General features: G+C 34.6%; 15 protein-coding genes. 14 read left to right on the top strand and 1 reads right to left on the bottom strand.

What is annotated here, in order from left to right:
• The first annotated feature begins 1 nt into the window (after nucleotide 1).
• The 6 genes from ABTV69_RS19645 to ABTV69_RS19620 all read left to right on the top strand — a co-directional run bounded on the left by ABTV69_RS19645 (nucleotide 2) and on the right by ABTV69_RS19620 (nucleotide 7,589).
• Nucleotides 2-793 carry a gluconate 5-dehydrogenase gene (locus ABTV69_RS19645; protein ID WP_433831823.1) on the top strand — a complete coding sequence of 264 codons (792 nt, stop codon included), beginning with the start codon at nucleotides 2-4 and terminating at the stop codon, nucleotides 791-793.
• Between the two features lie 24 nt (nucleotides 794-817).
• Nucleotides 818-2,218 (top strand): glucuronate isomerase, encoded by a 1,401-nt coding sequence (gene uxaC / locus ABTV69_RS19640; RefSeq protein WP_433831821.1) that lies wholly within the window; start codon nucleotides 818-820, stop codon nucleotides 2,216-2,218.
• 177 nt (nucleotides 2,219-2,395) lie between these two features.
• Nucleotides 2,396-3,418 (top strand): PfkB family carbohydrate kinase, encoded by a 1,023-nt coding sequence (locus tag ABTV69_RS19635; RefSeq protein WP_379701070.1) that lies wholly within the window; start codon nucleotides 2,396-2,398, stop codon nucleotides 3,416-3,418.
• A gap of 11 nt (nucleotides 3,419-3,429) precedes the next feature.
• The gene (locus ABTV69_RS19630) at nucleotides 3,430-4,098 is read left to right on the top strand and encodes a bifunctional 4-hydroxy-2-oxoglutarate aldolase/2-dehydro-3-deoxy-phosphogluconate aldolase (RefSeq protein ID WP_433831818.1); all 669 of its coding nucleotides are present in this window, start codon (nucleotides 3,430-3,432) and stop codon (nucleotides 4,096-4,098) included.
• A gap of 219 nt (nucleotides 4,099-4,317) precedes the next feature.
• Nucleotides 4,318-5,763 (top strand): tagaturonate reductase, encoded by a 1,446-nt coding sequence (locus ABTV69_RS19625; protein ID WP_433831816.1) that lies wholly within the window; start codon nucleotides 4,318-4,320, stop codon nucleotides 5,761-5,763.
• A gap of 203 nt (nucleotides 5,764-5,966) precedes the next feature.
• Nucleotides 5,967-7,589, top strand: a complete 1,623-nt coding sequence (locus tag ABTV69_RS19620; RefSeq protein WP_331136914.1) for a UxaA family hydrolase — start codon at nucleotides 5,967-5,969, stop codon at nucleotides 7,587-7,589.
• A 269-nt stretch (nucleotides 7,590-7,858) separates the two neighbouring features.
• Here ABTV69_RS19620 and ABTV69_RS19615 read toward each other — a convergent pair whose 3' ends face one another.
• Nucleotides 7,859-8,887 carry a LacI family DNA-binding transcriptional regulator gene (locus tag ABTV69_RS19615; RefSeq protein ID WP_433831814.1) on the bottom strand — a complete coding sequence of 343 codons (1,029 nt, stop codon included), beginning with the start codon at nucleotides 8,885-8,887 and terminating at the stop codon, nucleotides 7,859-7,861.
• Between the two features lie 287 nt (nucleotides 8,888-9,174).
• Between ABTV69_RS19615 and ABTV69_RS19610 the strand changes: the two genes are divergently transcribed.
• From ABTV69_RS19610 to ABTV69_RS19575, 8 genes are all read left to right on the top strand, one after another.
• Entirely contained in the window at nucleotides 9,175-10,614 is a 1,440-nt protein-coding gene (locus ABTV69_RS19610) for a glycoside hydrolase family 28 protein (RefSeq protein ID WP_433831812.1), read from the top strand.
• A 30-nt stretch (nucleotides 10,615-10,644) separates the two neighbouring features.
• The gene (locus ABTV69_RS19605) at nucleotides 10,645-13,773 is read left to right on the top strand and encodes a SusC/RagA family TonB-linked outer membrane protein (protein ID WP_433831810.1); all 3,129 of its coding nucleotides are present in this window, start codon (nucleotides 10,645-10,647) and stop codon (nucleotides 13,771-13,773) included.
• A 12-nt stretch (nucleotides 13,774-13,785) separates the two neighbouring features.
• Nucleotides 13,786-15,459, top strand: a complete 1,674-nt coding sequence (locus ABTV69_RS19600; RefSeq protein WP_433831808.1) for a RagB/SusD family nutrient uptake outer membrane protein — start codon at nucleotides 13,786-13,788, stop codon at nucleotides 15,457-15,459.
• A gap of 101 nt (nucleotides 15,460-15,560) precedes the next feature.
• Entirely contained in the window at nucleotides 15,561-16,499 is a 939-nt protein-coding gene (locus ABTV69_RS19595) for an alpha/beta hydrolase fold domain-containing protein (RefSeq protein ID WP_433831806.1), read from the top strand.
• Nucleotides 16,500-16,511: 12 nt separating this feature from the next.
• Nucleotides 16,512-17,477 (top strand): DUF4861 family protein, encoded by a 966-nt coding sequence (locus tag ABTV69_RS19590; protein ID WP_433831804.1) that lies wholly within the window; start codon nucleotides 16,512-16,514, stop codon nucleotides 17,475-17,477.
• Between the two features lie 34 nt (nucleotides 17,478-17,511).
• Nucleotides 17,512-18,717: a glycoside hydrolase family 88/105 protein gene (locus tag ABTV69_RS19585; RefSeq protein WP_433831802.1), complete on the top strand. Its 1,206-nt coding sequence runs from the start codon at nucleotides 17,512-17,514 to the stop codon at nucleotides 18,715-18,717.
• A 22-nt stretch (nucleotides 18,718-18,739) separates the two neighbouring features.
• Nucleotides 18,740-19,966, top strand: coding sequence for a glycoside hydrolase family 88/105 protein (locus ABTV69_RS19580; RefSeq protein WP_433831800.1), 1,227 nt, complete (start codon nucleotides 18,740-18,742; stop codon nucleotides 19,964-19,966).
• 198 nt (nucleotides 19,967-20,164) lie between these two features.
• Complete coding sequence (locus ABTV69_RS19575; protein WP_433831798.1) at nucleotides 20,165-21,754, top strand: glycoside hydrolase family 43 protein; 1,590 nt, start codon at nucleotides 20,165-20,167, stop codon at nucleotides 21,752-21,754.
• Nucleotides 21,755-21,761 lie beyond the last annotated feature (7 nt).

The raw sequence follows: 21,761 nt of genomic DNA, 5'->3' as shown, positions 1-21,761 counted from the left end.
GATGACAAATTTATTTGATATAAAAGGAAAAGTTGCCCTTATCACAGGAAGTACACACGGACTGGGAATGGCAATGGCAAAAGGATTAGGTCAGGCGGGTGCGACAATTGTGGTTAATGGAAATTCTTCTCAAGAAAAAATTGATCATGCTGTAGCAGAATTAAAAAGTGAAGGCATTAATGCGGTAGGTTACAAATTTAATGTGACGGAAGAGCAAGAGGTAAAAACGGCTGTTCAGAAAATTGAAAGTGAAGTTGGTCCAATTGATATCTTGATTAACAACGCTGGAATCATCAAAAGAATTCCGTTGTTAGATATGGAAGTTTCAGATTTCAGAGAAGTAGTTGATATTGATTTAGTAAGTCCGTTTATCGTTTCTAAGCATGTTGCAAATGGAATGATCGAAAGAAGACAAGGTAAAATCATCAATATCTGTTCTATGATGAGCGAGTTGGGTAGAAGTACTGTTTCTGCTTATGCTGCTGCAAAAGGCGGTTTAAAAATGCTTACTAAAAACATGGCAACAGAATGGGCAAAATACAACGTTCAGATTAACGGAATCGGTCCAGGATATTTTGCTACAGAACAGACAAAACCTATTAGAGTTGACGGACATCCGTTTAATGATTTTATCATTAGTAGAACACCAGCGGCTAAATGGGGAGATCCAAGCGATTTAGCTGGAGCAGCGATATTTTTATCATCAAAAGCAAGTGATTTTGTAAACGGTCACATTTTATATGTTGACGGTGGAATACTTGCAACAATAGGAAAACCTTCAAACGAAGAATAATTTTCAAATTATATTTTAAAAGACATGAGCCAGACATTCATAAACGATAATTTTTTATTAGAAAATAAATATGCTGAAGAGTTATATCATAATTACTCTAAAAATCAGCCTATCATAGATTACCACAATCACTTAAACCCACAGTTTATTGCTGAAGATAAAATCTTTGAAAATATTACTCAAGTTTGGATTAATGGAGATCATTACAAATGGCGTGCAATGCGTACTTTGGGAATCAACGAGCAGTTTGTAACAGGAAACGGATCTGATAAAGATAAGTTCTTAAACTGGGGAAAAACAGTTCCGTACACAATGCGTAATCCTTTGTACCACTGGACGCATTTAGAATTGGCTCGCTATTTCGATATTTATGATTTATTGAATGAAAAATCGGCTGAGAAAATTTATCTAGAAACATCTGAGAAAATCAATTCTCAAGCGTATAGCACGCAAAATCTTCTTAAAAAAGTAAATGCTGAATTGGTTTGTACTACAGAAGATCCAATTGATACGTTAGAATTTCACCAAAAATTCGCAAACAATTCAACTGGAATCAAGATGAGTACGGCTTTCAGACCTGATAAAGCCATCTTAATTGCTAATGATGGTTATAATGCATATCTGGACACATTAGGGGATGTGTCCGGTATTGCAATTAACACTTATGCTGATTTAAAGTCTGCTTTAAGAAAAAGAATTGAATTCTTCAATTCAAACGGATGTAAATTAAGTGATCACGGATTGAATCAAATCGATTTTGAGAATTTTACAGAAAGTGAAGTAAATGCTATTTTCAAAAAGAAAAGAGAAAATGGAGAATTGTCTCCAGAAGAGGTTTTAAAATTCCATAGTGCGATTTTAGTTTTCTTATCAGAAACGTATCATGAGTTTGGATGGGTACAGCAATTTCACTTAGGTGCATTAAGAAATAACAATGCTCGTATGCACAGAATCTTAGGTCCAGATACAGGATGGGATTCTATTGGAGATTATCCTCAAGCACAAAAATTATCAGCTTTCTTAAATGCTCTAGACAGTAAAGATAAATTGACTAAAACGATTATCTACAACTTGAATCCTGCTGATAACGAAGTTATGGCAACAATGATTGGAAATTTCAACGACGGAAGCGTTCGCGGAAAAGTACAATTTGGTTCAGGATGGTGGTTTTTAGATCAAAAAGATGGAATGACAAAACAATTGAATGCACTTTCAAACATGGGCTTAATTAGCTGTTTTGTTGGAATGTTGACAGATTCAAGAAGTTTCTTATCATTCCCAAGACACGAATATTTCAGACGTATTTTATGTAATCTTCTTGGAGACGAAATCAAAAGAGGAGAGCTTCCAAACGATATGGAATGGATTGGAAAATTAGTTTCTGATATTTCATACAACAACGCAAAAGAATATTTCAAATTCTAATTTTTTTAAACCATTAAGGCATTAAGAAAATTAAGTTTTGGTTTTAAATAGTTACTTAATAATAAAAAGATAATTAAGCAAGCAGGCTTAATAAACATAACCTTTAATCGCAAAGAGAACATAAAGTAAAGCTTAATTTTCTTAATGCCCTTAATGGTGAAATTAAAAATAAAAGAAATGAGTAGAGTAGTTGCATTTGGAGAAATCATGCTTCGTCTTTCGACGGAGAGACACTTACGTTTTTCACAATCTACAGCATTTGGTGCTACATACGGAGGTGGAGAATTTAATGTGTGCGTTTCTTTGGCAAATTATGGTATCAATGCTGAATTTGTAAGCAGATTACCTGAAAACGAAATTGGTTTTTCTGCGTTAAAAGAAATGCGAAAAATGAATGTTGAATCTAAAAACATGGTTTACGGAGGAGAACGTTTAGGAATCTATTTCTTGGAAACGGGTGCAGGAACTCGCGGAAGTAACGTAGTTTACGATCGTGCGCACAGTGCCATGTCAACAATCCAAAAAGGAATGGTGGATTGGGAGAAAGTTTTAGCGGGAGCTGAATGGTTTCACTGGAGCGGAATTACACCAGCCATTTCTGAAAGTGCAGCAGAAGCTTGTTTAGAAGCAATTAAAGTCGCTCATAAATTAGGAGTTAAAATCTCATGCGATTTAAACTATAGATCAAAACTTTGGCAATACGGAAAAACGCCAAGCGAAGTAATGCCAGAAATGCTTAAATACAGCAATGTGATTTTAGGAGATATCGATACGGCTTATTTCATGTTGGGAATTCCTAAAGTAAATCCGAATTATCAGGATGAAAAATCGCTTCCAGCAGTTTACGATAAATTGTTTGAATTGATTCCAAACTTAAAAATTGCAGCAACAACACTTCGTTATTCTGTTAGTGCTTCACACCAAAGAATTGGCGGAATTTTATACGACGGAAAAGCAATTCACAGTGCAGCTGTTAAAGAAGTTACTCCTGTTGTAGACCGTGTAGGAAGTGGTGACGCCTTCATGGGCGGATTAATTTATGGTTTATTGGAATATCAAAATAACAACCAAAGAGCATTAGATTTCGCAGTTGCGGCTTGTTGTTTAAAACATACGATTGCTGGAGATTACAACTTAGTTACTTTAAAAGAAGTTGAGAATATGATTGATGGTGATGGTTCTGCATTAGTATCAAGATAATAAAAATAAAAATGGCAAAATATTCAAGAATTGAAGTAGCTCAAACAATGAAAGATAACGGAATGGTTCCTTTGTTTTTTCATTCGGATATTGAGTTAAGTAAAAAAGTTTTAAAAGCGTGTTACGACGGAGGTTCCAGATTAATGGAATTTACAAGTAGAGGCGATTTTGCTCACGAAGTTTTTGGAGCTTTAAACAAATATGCTTTAGCAGAACTTCCAGGAATGATTCTAGGAGTTGGCTCAATTACGGATGCAGCTTCGGCTTCAGTGTATATGAGTTTAGGGGCAAATTTTATTGTAACACCCGTTTTTAGAGAAGATATCGCTATCGCTTGCAACCGCAGAAAAGTGCTTTGGTCACCTGGTTGCGGTACTTTGACAGAAATTGCAAGAGCAGAAGAATTAGGTTGCGAAATTGTAAAATTATTTCCAGCTGATACGTACGGACCAGAATTTATCAAAGCAATAAAAGGTCCGTGTCCGTGGACAAACGTTATGCCTACTGGAGGAGTTTATCCAACGGTTGAAAGTTTGAGTTCATGGCTGAATGCTGGAGCAACTTGTGTTGGCTTAGGTTCGCAATTAATCTCAAAGGATATATTAGACAATAAAGATTACGATGGCTTAACGGCAAAAGTGAAACAGGTTCTTGACATTATAAAAGATATTAGAAAATAGATTAAGGAGAGTAATCATGCCAACTCCTTATTTTATAAGTTTTTTTTAGATTTTTAGAGATTGTAATTGAACATTACGCTTGAAAAATTTGGTCTGCCATTCCTCACAGCAGATTTTATTTTACCCAATCGAGTGTGATGTTTCTTTTACAATTTTAAGGGCAGAAAAAAGAATAAGGTTTATAAATGGTTATTTATAACGCATTAAAGAAAATTTAAAATGAAAAAATTAAATAGAATAAATACAGGATTAGAAAAGTTACAGCCAATTAAGGTAGTTCAGTTTGGAGAAGGTAACTTTTTAAGAGCCTTTGTTGATTATGCTTTTTACAGACTAAATAAAGAAGTTGATTTTAATGCCGGTATTGCAATAGTTCAGCCTTTGAAAGACGGTATGGTAAATATGATTAATGATCAGGACGGTCTTTATACCTTGTTTATGAACGGAATTAAAAAAGGTGAAAAGATACAAGATATTGAGCTAATTGATAATATCGTAAAAACTGTAAACCCATATACTGAATTTGCAAATTATTTGGCTTTAGCTAAAGAAGAAGAACTTCAGTTTATTGTTTCTAATACTACAGAAGCTGGAATTGAATTTATTGAAAGTGATACTCCAGAGATGCAGCCACCAGTGTCATTTCCTGCAAAATTGACGGTTTTATTATATGAAAGATTTAAACATTTTAATGGAGATGCTTCTAAGGGAGTTACAATAATTCCTTGTGAATTAATTGATTATAACTCTGAGACGCTTAAGAAATATATTTTGCAATATGTTGATTTATGGAAATTAGAAGATGCATTTAAAACTTGGGTATCAGATGCTTGTACCTATCATAGTACTTTGGTTGACAGAATTGTTCCTGGATATCCAAGAGCTGAAATTGAAGAATACAATAGTAAATTAGATTATGAAGACAATTTAATTGTTGCGGCTGAACCTTTTTTCCTTTGGGCTATTGAAGGTGGAGATGATTTAAAAGCAAAATTGCCTTTCCATAAAACAGATTTGAATGTAAAAATCGTTGATGATATACGTCCTTTTAAAATGATTAAAGTTCGTATTTTAAACGGTGCTCATACAGCAATGGTTCCTTTTTCACTTTTGCATGGCAATAAGCTAGTAATGGAAACTGTTAACGGAGATTTTACAGGGAAATTTGTAAATAGTGTTATCAGTGAAATTAGTGAAACTCTTGATATGGATAAAAATGAAATTACAGCCTATTCTGAGGAAGTAATGGACCGATTTAAAAATCCATTTATCAAACATGCACTTGCAGATATTGCATTAAATTCTGTATCGAAATTCAAAGTAAGAGTTTTACCTAGTTTATTAGGCTATTATAATGCTAATAAAAAACTGCCTGTTAATTTGACTTTTTCATTTGCAAGTTTAATTCGTTTTTATAAAGGAGCTTGGAATGGTCAAAGTTTACCGGTTAAAGATGGTGAAGATATTACAACATTCTTCAACGGACTTTGGAAATCTGATGATTACGAGAAAATCGCTCGTTTGACATTACAAAACAAAACATTCTGGGATCAAGATTTAACAGAAATTCCAGGATTAACAAGAGCAATTACAATTGCTTTAGAAGAAATAGATTCAAACGGAATTGAAGCTGGTTTTGCTAAGTTTCAAGAGAGAATAAAATAAAAAGGTTGAGCAATTAGAATCAACAATTAAAATCTAATTTGATCTGCTAAAATCTTTTGAAGTCTGTGTGAAATATTTTTTGCGCATAGATTTTTTCACGCAGATTTACACAGATTTAAATCTAAAGGTTGGGTGAAATTGAGAAAATACAATTTTACTCAACTGTTTAAAATAAAAAAAAACAAAAAGAACAAAGGTTAATTATGGCAACGCAGAAAAAATTAATAAAAGTTCATCCTACTGATAACGTAGCGGTAGCTTTAGTAAATCTGTCAGCTGGCGAAGTGATTGATTTTGAAGGACAATCAATTGCTGTTGAGTCTGATGTGAAAATGAAACATAAGATTGCAATGGTTCCTTTTAATGTAGGAGACAGAATCATTATGTATGGTGTTTTGGTTGGAAAAGCGAGCGCAAGAATCGAAAAAGGAGGATTGCTTTCTACTGAAAATGTAAAACACGAGAGTGATAAAGTTACAGGTAAAACTGAAACTATTGGCTGGGATGCTCCAAATGTTGATAAATGGAAAGACAGAACGTGGCAGGGCTATCATAGAGAAGATGGGCAAGTTGGAACTGAAAATGTATGGTTGTTTTTTCCATTAGTTTTTTGTGAAAACAGAAACATCGAAATCTTAAAAGATATTTTCGAAAAAGAATTGATGAAACCTAAAGAAAATGACTATCAATTGTTATTACGTTCTTTAGTGAAATCAGAAACTGGTGGAGCAGGAAATCAAGAAGCTTCAAATGATGCTAACTTATTCAATAATATTGAGGTTAAATTCATTACTCACCAAGGTGGTTGCGGTGGAATTCGTCAAGATTCGCACAGTTTGGCAAAGCTTTTGGCGGGTTATGTAAACAATCCAAACGTTGCTGGAGCAACGGTATTGAGTTTAGGATGTCAAAATCTTCAAATTTCAATTTTCAAAGATGCTTTAGATGCTATTAATCCAAACAGTAAAAAACCTGTTTTGATTTACGATCAGCAATCTATCGGAACAATTGAAACGATGTTGAGCAGTGTTGTAAAAGATACTTTTGAAGCAATTAAAAAAGCAAACGAAATTAAGAGAGAACCAGCTCCATTATCTAAATTAAGAATTGGTTTAGAGTGCGGTGGATCTGACGGATTCTCTGGAATTTCCGCAAATCCAACTTTAGGGGTGTTGTCTGATAAATTGGCAGCATTAGGAGGAACAACAATCCTTTCTGAGTTCCCTGAGTTATGTGGAGTAGAGCAAGAATTAGTAAACCGTTGCGTTGATGACGAAGATGGAAAACGTTTCTTAGATTTGATGAAATGGTACGAAAAAACAGTTGTTGATGCAGGTTCAGGATTTGACATGAATCCTTCTCCAGGTAACATCAAAGACGGTTTGATCACTGATGCTATGAAATCTGCAGGTGCAGCGAAAAAAGGAGGAACATCTCCAATTGCGGGCGTTTACGATTACGGTGAGTATATTAACGAGCCAGGATTGACATTACTTTGTACGCCAGGAAATGACGTTGAGTGTACAACCGCAATGGTAGGTTCAGGAGCAAATATGGTATTGTTTACAACAGGTTTAGGAACTCCAACAGGAAATCCAATTGCACCAGTTGTAAAAATATCTTCTAACTCAGAATTGGCAGCAAAAATGTCTGATATTATCGATATTGATACTGGAGGAATCATTAAAGGTGAAAAATCTATCGAAGAGATGGCTGATGAAATGCTTGAAACAATTATCGATATTGCTAGCGGTACGGTAAAAACTAAAGCAGCGATATTAAATCAAAATGATTTTATTCCTTGGAAAAGAGGAGTTTCTTTGTAATTTTTTAGGTGCAAAGGAACAGAGGTACAAAGTGACAAAGGTTTATATAGAAGACGCACAATATATAGTGCGTCTTTTTTTTTTTTTTGAATCTATAAATCTATCATTTAGGATAAAAGCTCCAGGGGAGCTTAATATCGGTAGAAAAGAGATTGTATCAAGGTAAAAGCTCCGTAGGAGCGAAATATTTGTGTTTTGGTCAAAAAAAATAAGCTCACGATTAAATGAGCTTATATAACTTATATGGTTAAAAAAATATTTTTTATTTGCTAGAAATTGGTTCTAGTAGAAGATTTACGAATATGTAATTCTGGTGCAAGAACAACCTTTTTCTCGATTTTAATAGTGTCTGTTTTGTCCACTTGTTCTAAGAAAACGCGAGCAGACATTTTACCCATTTCTAATGGCGACTGATCTACAGAAGTGATCGATAATTCCATGAATTTGGTAAAAGGCTCATTACTAAATCCTGCTACGCAAAACTCATTTGGAATGCTGATATTTCTATTTTGAAGTTCTTGAATTGCGCCAAGAGCGGCGAAATCACTTGAAGAAAATATGGCATCTGGTGGGGTTTCTAAAGCTAGTAATGTATTTGCGGCATCTTTACCTGCTTCAACGCTACTTTTTACATAAATAACATATTCTTCGTTAAATGGAAGTCCGTTATCTAGTAACGCTTGTTTGTAGCCTAGAAACCTGTTTTTAAAAATATCTAACGACTGATCTCCAGAAAGATGTGCGATGTGTCGGCAGCCTTCATCAATTAAATGTTTAGTTGCTAAATAGCCTCCTTTAAAGTCATTAATGGTAACAGAACTTACACCATCTATATGTTTGCTTCTATCAAAAAAGATTAGCGGTACATTTTTTTCTAATACATTTCTGAAAGCACTATCATTCTCATCTGAAATGCCTGTAACCGACATCATAATGCCGTCTACTTGTGCGTCTACTAATGTATGGAGATTTTCATTTTCCCTTTTAATGCTTTCATGCGTTTGACAAATAATCACTTGATAGCCGTGAGGATATAGCTCTTCTTCGATTCCTCGAATAACAGAGGCAAAAAAGTTGCTGTCGATACGCGGAACAATAACTCCGATATTATTGCTTCGACCGCTTTTTAATGCAAGCGCCAATTTATTTTGCTTGTAGTTCATCGCAGCAGCTGTTTTGATAACCAACTCACGAGTAGCTTCCTTTATTTTAGGATTGTTGTTTAACGCTCTGGAAACAGTTGCGGCTGTGATGTTTAATTTTTCGGCAATATCGTAAATAGTTACTTTTTCACTCATTCAAAAAAAGTTTTTCGGATTATTTTAGACAAAAGTACATTTTTTTTCATTATATAATGGAAATTGTTATCGATTACCATATCTGAAAACTCAAACGTTTTAGATTATACAATGATAATAAATTATCAAATTTTTTGCATTAAATGTAATTAAATTTTCTAATAAAAATTAAATATATAATTTTTTTCTAAATTAATTTGGTCTCTTAGAACAATTTTTCTACTTTCGTGTAATCGATTACATAAATCGTGGCGTTTTTAACACTGAAACAAGAAAAATCTGTGCAAATGATTACAAATAAGATGATCACATTTAAAAAGGTTCTTTTTTTTGCCATTTTAGGGCTGTTAATCGCAGCGTGCGCAAGACATTCTTCGTCTGTTTCTTCAAATAATCCTTGGCAGAGGATGGATTTGGTTGTGAAAAACATTCCGCAAACGCATTTCGCAGATAAAATATACAACATAAATGATTTTGGTGCTGTTGCAGACGGTAAGACCTTAAATACTTTGGCTTTCCAAAAAGCAATACAAGAATGTGCAAAAAATGGCGGAGGACGAGTTTTGGTGCCAAACGGAAAATACTTGACAGGAGCAATTCATTTAGAAAGCAATGTCAATCTGCATTTAGAAGATAAGGCAGAGATTCTTTTCAGTATAAATGCGAAAGATTATCCTATTGTTCATACTTCTTGGGAAGGAACAGAAGTGATGAATTTTTCTCCACTTATTTACGCGAAAGATAAAACGAATATCGCTATTACAGGAAAAGGAACTTTAAACGGTCAAGCAGATAGTACTAATTGGTGGATTTGGTCGGGCGGAAAAGGCTATGGCTGGAAAAAAGGAATTCCGTCTCAAAATGACCCAACCAATCGTGAAGTTTTGGTTGATATGGCCGAGAAAGGAATTCCAGTTTCTGAAAGAGTTTTTGGAGAAGGACGTTATCTAAGACCCAACTTTATTGAATTTTTTGGATGTAATACGGCTTTGGTAAAAGATGTAACAATCATTAATTCTCCTTTTTGGATTTTGCATCCTATAAAAACAAATAACATGATTATTGATGGTGTAACGGTTAACAGCCATGGCCCGAATAATGATGGTTGTGATCCTGAATATTCTCAAAATATTTTAATTAAAAACTGCACTTTCAATACAGGCGACGATTGCATTGCGATTAAAGCGGGTCGTGATGGTGACGGAAGAAGAGTGGCAATGCCAAGTAAAAACATCATCGTGCAAAACTGCAAAATGATTGATGGTCATGGTGGCGTTGTTATCGGAAGTGAAATTTCGGCAGGAGTAAATAATGTTTTTGTTGAAAATTGTGTCATGGATAGTCCGCACTTAGATCGTGCCATTCGTATTAAAACCAATTCTAAAAGAGGTGGAATCATTGAAGATATCTATGTGCGCAATCTAGAAGTGGGAACGGTGAAAGAATGTGTTTTAAAACTGAACATGTTTTACAATGTATACGGTTCTCAGACGGGAAACTTTATTCCAGTTATCAGAAATGTAAGTTTAGAGAATGTAACTGTCAAAAACGGTGGAAAATACAGCGTTTGGGCAGAAGGTTATGCGGAATCTCCAGTAGAGAATATTACATTGAAAAATGTTAAAATCGAGAAAGTAGATTCTATCTATAAATTAAAAAACGTAAAAAACATAAATTTTATAAATACCTATATCAATGAGAAAAAAGTAGAATCAATTAAAAATTAAACACTATCAATTAACCAAACTTTAAACCACATGAGTATTAAACAATTATCTAAGAAAAGAGATAAGTACTTTGTATTTTTCTTTTTCCTAAATTTTCTACTGTGCAGTTCTATAAATGCACAGTCAACCACAATTGAAGGGAAGATTACCGACGCGACTGGTATGTCACTACCAGGGGTAAACATTAATGAAAAGGGAACTAAAAACGGAACTTCGACAGATTTTGAAGGAAGTTTTAAAATTAATGTAACAAACAGTAAAGCTACTTTAATAATTAGCTATCTAGGATTCCAGACACAAGAAGTAAGTGTTGCTGGAAAAACAAAAATCAATGTTAGTTTAGCAGAGCAATCAAATGCATTAACAGAAGTTGTAGTAGTAGGATATGGTTCTGTAAAAAAGACCGATCTTACAGGATCTGTTAGTACAATTAGTGCAGCAACAATCACAGAAAGAAATACAATCAATCCTTTAGAAGCGATTCAAGGTAGTACGCCAGGGGTTCAGATTTCGTCTTCATCAGGACGTGCGGGAGACGGTTTCAAAGTGGTAATTAGAGGAAACAACTCTTTAATTGCAGATTCAAGTAATCCAAGTGTGGTAGGTTCTTCACCATTATATGTTGTAGACGGTGTTCCTATGGATGGAATCGATTTCTTAAATCCGCAGGATATTGCTAGAATGGACGTTTTAAAAGATGCCTCATCTGCTGCTATTTATGGTTCTAGAGGATCAAACGGGGTTATTATCGTTACAACAAAAAGTGGTACTAGCGCAAAGGCAGGTATCAGCGTAACTTTTGATACGTCATACGGAAATAAAATAGCAACTAGATTGCCAAAAATGATGACTGGAGAAGAGTGGTGGAAATTTCATCAAGTGGCTTATATGAGCGCAACGCCTCTTACGCAAACACCAGCGCAATTGGCAGCTTTGGCAGGAAATCAGAGTCCATTATTGGTTTCTCGTGCTAACAGCGGTTACAATTTTGACTGGTATGATGCTGTACTTCAATCGGGAATGACTGAAAATAATTATTTAAATATTTCTGGACGTGCGGATTCTGGCTTAAGCTATAACTTAGGATTTGGAATCCAGAGCGATCGCGGACTTATTGAAAATGATGCAACAGATAAATATTCTTTCAAATTAGGATTGAATCATAAAATAAACGATAAATTTTCTACCGGAGTTAATGTTACAATCGCAAGATTAGACAATCAATTAGGAAGTGATTTGGCTATGCAAGATGCTTTTAGATTAAGTCCGCTTATGTCTCCATGGGCGGTTGATGCACAAGGAAATGAGAAAGTGGGAACTTTGTTTTTCTTGCCAGGGAAATTGACTTATCCTGATGGTTCTTGGGCGATCAATAAAACGTCTACTGTGAATCCTTTAATGGAAATTGCTAATTCTTCTCAAACAGAAAAAACATGGCAAACAGTTGGTAACGCTTATTTCCAATATCAGCCTCTAAAATGGCTTTCGTTTAAAACGACTTTTGCGGCAGGAATTATGGATACGCAAAATTCTAAAGCTTATACAGCACAAACAAATGCTGGGGTAACATTAAACGGAAAAAATTCTGCTACTTTAGAAAATATAAACAACTTCAACTATACTTGGGATAATCAAATTGATTTGAAACATACTTTCAATGAAGTTCATGATGTAAGCGTATTGTTATTGCAAAGTTTGTATTCAAATACAGATGAAAGTTCATACTTATATTCTAATAATCAACCTTTTGATGTTGGAACAGACAACATGGGGTCTGGAGCTCAAACAAGTTATGTAGTTAAATCTGCTTTTTCAAAAAACACATTAAATTCTTATGCTGTACGTTTAAACTATGCGTTTAAAGACAAATATTTGGTTACAGCCTCTACAAGATGGGATGGTTCATCTGTTTTATCTGAAGGAAATAAATGGGAGAGTTTTCCATCGTTAGCTTTGGGATGGAAATTGAGTAAAGAATCATTTCTATCAGACAGTAAAGTGGTTTCAGATTTAAAATTACGTGCTAGTATTGGTTATACAGGTAACGATAACGTAGCGCCTTACACTTCTCAGGCATTATTAAACCAACAGACATTTTATGCGCAAGGGGCAAATGTTCTTCCAGGATGGCAGTCAGAGAATCTGGCTAATCCAAATTTAACGTGGGAGAAAACAAGAGAATACAATATTGGTGTTGACTTCGGATTCTTAAACAATAGAATTACCGGTACTGTAGATGTGTATGACAGATTATCAGATAATTTGATTTACAAGCAACAGTTACCAGCAGAATCAGGATGGAAAAATACATTTGCAAACGTTGGTTCTGTAAGTAATAAAGGTATTGAAGCTTTATTGACTACGAAAAATATTAAATCTGGAAAGGTGACTTGGGAAACTACTTTTACTTTTACTAAAAACGTAAATAAATTAGAGTCAATTTACAATCAAGATAAAGTAAGTGATATTGGTAATAAATTAATTCTTGGGGCGCCATTAAACCCGAATTACAATTATGTTTATGATGGAGTTTGGCAAGAAAGTGAAGCGGCTCAGGCAGCATCTTACGGAATGGCTCCAGGACAAGCAAGACCAAAAGATTTAAATGGTGACGGTAAATTCAATCAAGATGATAGAACAGTTATCGGAAATCCAAACCCAGAATGGCAAGGTAGTTTGTACTCAAAGCTAACTGTTGGACAATTTGATTTTAATTTCTCAGTTTTAACAAGCCAAGGGCAAACGGTATTAAGTACCTTCCACCAGAACTTTGCTGATGTAAGTGACCGTGGACGTCAAAAATTAGCAATGGATTATTTTATTCCAACCAACGGTGCAGGAATAGAGGCTAACGCTAATACTACAAACCCAAGACCAGGACCAGTTGCGACAGGTGCGGGTGCTTATTGGACTTCTTTATTTGGGTACTACAGAGATGTTTCATATGTGAAAATCAAAAATATATCTTTAGGTTACACTTTAAATTCTGATTTATTGAAAAAACTAAAAATTTCGAATTTCAGAATTTATGTAAATGTTCTAGATCCATTTGTGTTTACAGATTTTGATGGTTACGATCCAGAATGGGCAGGTTCTGCTTTTGGAGTAAACCGTCCAGCAGCAGTAACTACACAATTGGGATTAAGTGTTAAATTTTAATAAGATATTCAAATGAAAAAAATAATAGTAATGTTAGGAATAATCGCTGCATCTGTAAGTTCTTGCAGTGAATATATTGAGGAAGATAGCCGTTCATTTGTGCCGGCAGATGCAACATACAAAACAGCAACAGGTTTCCAGTTATTAGTAAATACAAATTACGCTTGGCTGAAAGGAATTTACGGAGGAAATCCGTGGCTTTTTGAAGCAGGAACAGATATGTATGCTGAAGGAAGAACTCCAGAACCAGCAGGATTAAGCCAATATACGCTTTTAATTCCATCTTCAACAAATGTCGAGGATCTTTACAATTCTTGTTATCAGCAGATTCAAGCGGTAAATAAGACTGTATATTATTCTACAATTACAGAGCAGACACCAAATATTAATACGCTTGTTGGTGAAGCGCTTTATTTAAGAGCAAATGCTTATTTCTTATTAGTGCAAACTTATGGCGGTGTTCCGATTGTATTAGATAATATTACAACTCCAGTTTTATCTTTTACAAGAAACAGTGCAGAAGAGGTGTACACACAAATCATAGCAGATTTAGATTTTGCCTTAGCGAATGTAGGTACAGGAGCATATGCTACAACGGGTAAAGTAAATAAAAGAGCGGTAAACGATTTGTTGGCAAAGGTATATTTAACAAGAGGATACGAAAGTTTTGCAAAACCAGATGATTTCTCAAAAGCAGCAGCTTACGCAGATGCTGCAATTGCAGGACAAACTCTGGCTATTGCATTCGATCAGTTGTTTAAACCTGGAAACGATTTAAATGCAGAAACTATTTTCTCTGTACAGTACGACAAAGCTTCAACAAGTACAGATCCGACAAAATTGGGTAACAATCAGTTTTATTATTTCAGTTCTTATTTAGGAGGTGCAGAAACAGGCGCTCCATTGAGAAGTTACAATTTATGTCCTACAGACTATGCTCTAGGTTTATACGAAAAAGGAGATGCAAGATGGAATGCTACTTTTATGACAGAAATTTTAGAAGGGCCTGAAACTACAAACGGAGTTACAAAAACGGTTTTATATTATCCATATTACAGAAGTTCAAATCCAGCTTCGTTAAAAGTGAGACATTTTTATGAACCAAAATGGTTTACGCCTGCAGATAAAACGGCTTATATGACAACGAATGCTTCTAGATTGGCTTCAACATTTGTGTACCATCCTTGGGGAGAATATTCTGCTGCTCATACGTTAATCAAAAACTTAGATTGTTATACTATTCCAGTTAAGAAATTTGATGATCCAGATCCAACTACGCCATCAAGTACAGGACCTGTAAGTACAAGAGATATCATTGTTGCAAGATTAGGAGAAACTTATTTAGTAGCTGCTGAAGCTTATTTAAAAGCAGGAAATCCAGGAACAGGTTTAGCTCGTTTAAATGAAGTAAGAAAAAGAGCGGGTGTGGCAAACGCAACTGCAGCTCAATTTAATATCGATTATATCCTAGACGAAAGAGGAAGAGAGCTATTAGGCGAATACAAACGCTGGTTCGACTTAAAGCGTACAGGAACATTGGTAGCTAGAGCTTCAGCTTATAATTATAAAATTAAAGAAGCAAATTTTGTTGGTGTAGATGGTAAACTTAAAATTTTAAGACCAATTCCACAATTAGCTTTAGATTTGAATCAGAATAAAGATTTTCCTCAAAATCCTGGTTATTAGTAATTTGTTAGTTTTTTGAGAACTATGTTTTTTGAAGTAGTTAAAAAGGAGTTTGACTATATGTCGAACTCCTTTCTTAACTAAAAAAGTAAAGATTGAAAATGGGAAAATTTAAATTAATCTTAGTGTTGTTTTTTTATGCCATTGTGATGCAAAGTCAGCAATACCAGGTAGATACATCGTATACTATTAAAAGCACTTATGCTAAATTAATTAAGAAACATCCGTTTATTACAATTCCAGAAGTAAAGGCAAATCCAGATGTTAAAGAAACATTTGATATAGCTTACAATCAAAAGCAGGATCATGTTTTGCATTTTGATGCTTTTGTCAATACCAAAAAGAAAAAAAATCCGGCAGTGATTCTGATTCACGGTGGAGGTTGGCGATCAGGAAATAAAGATCAGATGCAATTTATTGGAAAAGAAATTGCTGCAAAAGGTTATTCTTGCTTTGCTATAGAATACAGATTGTCATTAGAAGCAAAATATCCAGAAGGAGTTATTGATGTTAAGAACGCTATAAAATTTATTAAAGATAACGCGGCAAAGTTTAATGTAGATCCAAACAAAATTGCGGTTTTAGGCTGTTCTGCGGGAGGCCAAATGGCAGCTTTGATTGGTACAACAAATAATAGTCCGCTTTTTGAAGATAAAAATTTTAAAAGCCGTTCTTCAGCAGAAGTTCATGCTATAATTGATGTTGATGGAGTTTTGGCATTCAAACATCCAGAATCGACAGAAGGGGATGTAGCAGCATTTTGGTTGGGAGGAAAATCGAATGAAACCCCTGAAAATTGGAAAAATGCTTCGGCGTTGAGTCATACAGACAAAAATACGCCACCTGTATTATATATCTGCAGCAGTATTCCAAGATTTCACGCTGGAAGAGATGATATGATTGCAATTTTGAATAAATACAAAATCTACAATGAAGTGGAGACAATTCCAGATTCGCCTCACTCATTTTGGTTTTACGATCCTTGGTTTACACAGACAATCTCGTACAGCGTACGATTTTTAGATAAAATTTTTAAATAATTTAGAATACAAATGAAAGCAAAAATCACCACAGCAATTTTATTTTTCGCGGGTTTAACTGCCGTAAATGCGCAGAAATATGACATTAAAACCAATAAAACGTACGCCGAAATATCTGCAAAAACAGACGGAAAATGGGAAGGAAGAAAGTATAAAGGCGGTACTGTTTTCAAAAATGTGGACCGATTAAAACTGGCTCCAGAACATACAGATCACTCTTTTGACATTCGTTATGAAGGACCTGGGTGGGAAAACAACAGAATTGGATACCGTTTGTATTTAGACTGGAGAAATGCCATTGACATCTTCGGAAAAAAGACATCAGAAAATATTCTTCCGCTTGTAGGACAAGACGGATTTGATTCATACCACAACATGAGCGATTGGGGAGCTGATATTTTAAAAGCTGGTAAAGGAATCGGTATTGGTTCTATCGACCGTTATTTAAACAACGAAAAATTACACTTCCGTGAAGTAGATTCAACAATTGCTACTGTAGCAAACAAATCGAACGAATCTACAGTAAAAGTGAATTATTATGGATGGAAAACAGCTTCTGATAAAATTGATTTTATTTCAGAATTGACGATTAAACCAGATCAGCTTTATACGCAACATACCATTAAAGCTTCGCAAGCGATAAAAGGAATTTGTACAGGAATTGTAAAAACAAAAGCGGGTGAATTGCTTAAAAAAGAAAGTAAAAATAAAAAATGGGCTTATTTGGCAACTTACGGAGAACAATCTTTGGTTCCAGATAAATTAGGAATGGCACTTTTTTATGAAGTTAGTACGATCGAAAATATCGAAGATACAGATTTAGATTATCTTTTAGTTTTTAAACCAACAACAAAGGCAGTAACTTTTTACCTTTTAGGAGCTTGGGAACAAGAAATAAACGGAATTAAAACTAAAGAAGAATTTGCTAAATATTTAGATAAACAGTTAGAAGTGCTGAATAAAAAAGGTAAAATGTAATTTTTAGGTCAATCGGAATAAATAAGCGTTTATAATGGATAGAAAGAAAAAATATTTTGGTTCACTGATTGTAATGGTTTGTCTGCTATTTTCGTTTTTGAATGCAACAGCTCAGGAAAAGACAATTACTATTTCTAAAGATTTGAAGTGGTCTGAAAGAATGGCTCTTTCTATTATGAAGCGCGATCCAAAAGCTTGGCAGATTGATAATAATGAAAAACCAAAATGGGACTATAAGTTAGGTCTTATAATGACTGCTTTTGAAAACCTGTACAGTAAAACACATAATCCGATTTATTTCAATTACGTTAAAGAGTATTACGAAACAGTTATAAATAGCTCTGGAGATATTCTAAATTATAAATTAGAAGATTATAATATTGATTACATCAATGCAGGGAAAGGACTTTTTCAGGTTTATAAGCAAACAAACGAAGAGCGTTATCTTAAAGCCATGCAGGTTCTAAGAAAACAATTAGAAACGCATCCAAGAACAAATTCGGGAGGATTTTGGCATAAGAAAATTTATCCAAATCAAATGTGGTTGGACGGATTGTATATGGGAACTCCTTTTTATGCCCATTATACAGCTGAATTTGAGCAAGGAAAAGGTTTCGATGATATTGCAAAACAGTTTGAGCTAATTCGTAATCATACTTTAGACAAAAAAACGGGTCTTCTTTTTCATGCTTGGGATGAAAGCAAAAAAATGGATTGGGCCAATAAAGAAACTGGAACTTCACCCAATTTTTGGTCTCGATCGATAGGCTGGTACATGATGGCTTTGGTAGATGTTTTAGATTATATGCCAGAAAATCATTCTAAAAGAAAAGAACTGGTTCAGTATTTGAATGAAATTTCGAAAGCAGTTGCAAAATATCAAGACAAATCGGGATTATGGTATCAAGTTACAGATGCTGGAAATAGAAAAGGGAATTATCTTGAAGCTTCGGGGTCTGAAATGTTTATTTACGCGTTTGCAAAAGGAGCAAAAAAAGGATATTTGCCAAAAAGCTACAAAACGTTAGCCGAAAAAGGATTTGATGGAATTGTAAAAAAGCTTGTGACGGTCGATACAGACGGTGAAATACACATTACCCAAGTGTGTGCTAGCGCTGGGTTAGGAGGGAATCCTTATCGTGACGGCTCTTATGAATATTACATTGGTGAAAAAATTAAAATAGATAATTCACACGGATTAGGTCCTTTTATTTTAGCCGCAATAGAATTAGAAAAATAGTAGAATTTAAATATATTTTGAAATGAAAAAGAGTAGAAAGCAAGGTTATTTTATGTCAATTTTGATGGCTTGTTTTATGACTATTACAAGTTGTAAAGTAACATCGCAAGAACCAGCAAAAAAAGACATTGTAATTGGAAAAAATCTGAAATGGTCGGATAAAATGGCCTTGACCTTGATGAAGCGCCATCCAGAATCGTATATGCTGGACGATGCTAAAAAACCAAAGTGGGATTATGTTCACGCTTTAGTATTGCATTCAATCGAAGAATTGTACAAAAAAAATCCCGATCCAAGATACAAAGCTTATATCAGAGGCTATGTAGATAATTTAGTTCAGCCTGACGGAACGATCAATACTTATGAATTTGATAAATTCAACATTGATTTGGTTGTGCCTGGACGTTTGCTTTTTGACATTTATGCTTCTACTAAAGAAGATAGATATTTAAAAGCTTTACAGCAGATTCGCAAACAATTGGCAGAACAGCCAAGAACACCAAGCGGTGGATTCTGGCACAAACAAATTTATCCAAACCAAATGTGGTTAGATGGTTTGTATATGGGAGAGCCATTCTATGCAGAATACACAGCTAAATTTGAAAATGGAAAAAGCTTTGATGATATCGCGAAACAATTTGAGTTAATTCAGCAAAAAGCAACAGATCCAAAAACAGGATTATTATATCACGCTTGGGACGAAAGTAAACAAATGCCTTGGGCAAATAAAGAAACTGGAAATTCGCCTAATTTCTGGTCTAGATCTCTAGGTTGGTATGTAATGGCTTTGGTTGATGTTTTAGATTATATGCCAAAAGATCATCCAAAACAAAAAGAATTGGTTAAATATTTAAACAACGCTTCTGAAGCAATTCTTAAATTTCAAGATAAATCATCTGGTTTATGGTATCAAGTTACAGATAAAGGCGGTGAAAAGGATAATTATTTAGAAGCTTCTGGTTCAGCTATGTTTGCGTATGCTTATGCAAAAGGAGCAAACAAAGGATATTTACCGGCTAAATTTAAAAAAGCAGCAAATAAAGCTTTTGACGGTTTAACTACTGTATTGATCAAAAAAGTAGATGCAGATGGTGGAATCACACTTACAAACTGTTGTCAAGTAGCTGGTTTAGGTGGAAATCCTTACCGTGATGGTTCTTACGAATATTACGTAAACGAAAGAAAAAAAGACAACGATCCTAAAGCGACTGGACCTTTTATTTTGGCTGCGATAGAATTAAATAGATAATAGATAATTTTTAATGTTTAATTATCAATTGTAAATGATTTACATATAGTTTGTCATTTCGACCGAAGGGAGAAATCACACTCGGAATTCGACAAAGATTGGCGACATTCTGTACAGAGTTTCTAGTGTGATTTCTCCCTTCGGTCGAAATGACAAAAAATAAACCCGTTGGGGATATTAATAAATAATCAATTAAAAATGAAAACTATAAAAATCATCCTTTTTCTGCTGTCTGTTTTTTGCTTGCAGAAGAATAACGCACAAGTCTGGACATCAGATAATGGAGACGGAACCTATACCAATCCGATTCTGCATGCCGATTATTCAGATCCAGATGTTGTTCGCGTAGGCGATGATTATTATATGACAGCTTCTTCTTTCAATTGTATTCCAGGTCTTCCAATTTTGCATTCTAAGGATTTGGTTAACTGGAAAATAATTGCTCATGCTTTGCTAAAGCAGCCGCCATTTGAAACATATAATAGTGTACAGCACGGAAACGGAGTTTGGGCGCCAAGCATAACTTATCATAAAAATGAATTTTACATATACTATCCCGATCCCGATTTTGGAATTTATATGATAAAAGCAAAGAAAGCAGAAGGACCTTGGTCTGAACCGCTTTTAGTAAAAGCAGGAAAAGGACTAATAGATCCTAGTCCGCTTTGGGATACCGATGGTAAAGCATATTTAACTCATGCTTTTGCGGGAAGTCGAGCGCAGATTAAAAGTCTTTTGGTAGTCTGCAGTATGAACCCGGAAGGAACTGTTATCAATGACGATGCAGTAATGGTAATCGATGGGCACAAAGGCGAAGAAACAATTGAAGGCCCTAAGTTTTATAAAAGAAATGGCTACTACTACATTTTTGCTCCTGCAGGTGGTGTTCCAACAGGCTGGCAGACTATTTTAAGATCGAAAAATGTTTTCGGACCTTACGAAAAAAAGAAGGTTTTAGAACAAGGTTCGACCAACATAAATGGTCCGCATCAAGGTGCTTGGGTTACTACTCAGACAGGTGAAGATTGGTTTTTCCATTTTCAGGATAAAGGCGCTTATGGGCGAATTGTACATCTACAGCCGATGAAATGGGTAAACGATTGGCCGGTAATGGGAGAAGATTTTGATAAAAATGGAATAGGAGAACCTGTTACCACTTATAATAAGCCAAATGTTGGTAAAAAATACCCGATAGAAACTCCAGCAGAATCTGATGAATTTAATGAACCAAAATTAGGTTTGCAATGGCAGTGGCAAGCCAATAGACAAATAAATTGGGGATTTCCAACCAGTTTAGGTTACTTGAATTTGTTTTGTAATACTACTTCCCAGAATATCTTTAATGCTCCAAATTTATTGTTGCAAAAATTTCCAGCAGAAGAATTTACAGCTACAACAAAATTGACATTCCATCCGAGGCTAAATCGTGAATCTACAGGTTTAATCGTAATGGGATTAGATTATAGTTTGCTCAGTTTTAAAAATAATGATGGAAAACTTTACCTAAGTCAGAAAACGGGAACATTTGATAAAACAATTTCAGAAACAGAAACCGAACCTATAACAATAGAAAACAATATAATTTATTTGAGAGTGCAAATTAATAAAGGAGGAATTTGTAGTTTCTTTTACAGTCTAGATGATAAAAATTATCAAAAAGTAGGAAAAGATTTTAAAGCTAAAGAAGGAAGATGGATTGGTGCAAAAGTTGGACTTTTTGCTCTAGGGGAAGAAGTTAAAAATGATTCTGGAAATGTTGAAGTAGATTGGTTTAGAATAACGAAATAAAGGAAAT

Source organism: Flavobacterium anhuiense (genome assembly GCF_050990855.1).
GTDB classification, from domain to species: domain Bacteria; phylum Bacteroidota; class Bacteroidia; order Flavobacteriales; family Flavobacteriaceae; genus Flavobacterium; species Flavobacterium anhuiense_C.
The sequence above is the reverse complement of the archived record's forward strand: the minus strand, read 5'-3'. Positions and strand labels throughout refer to the sequence as shown.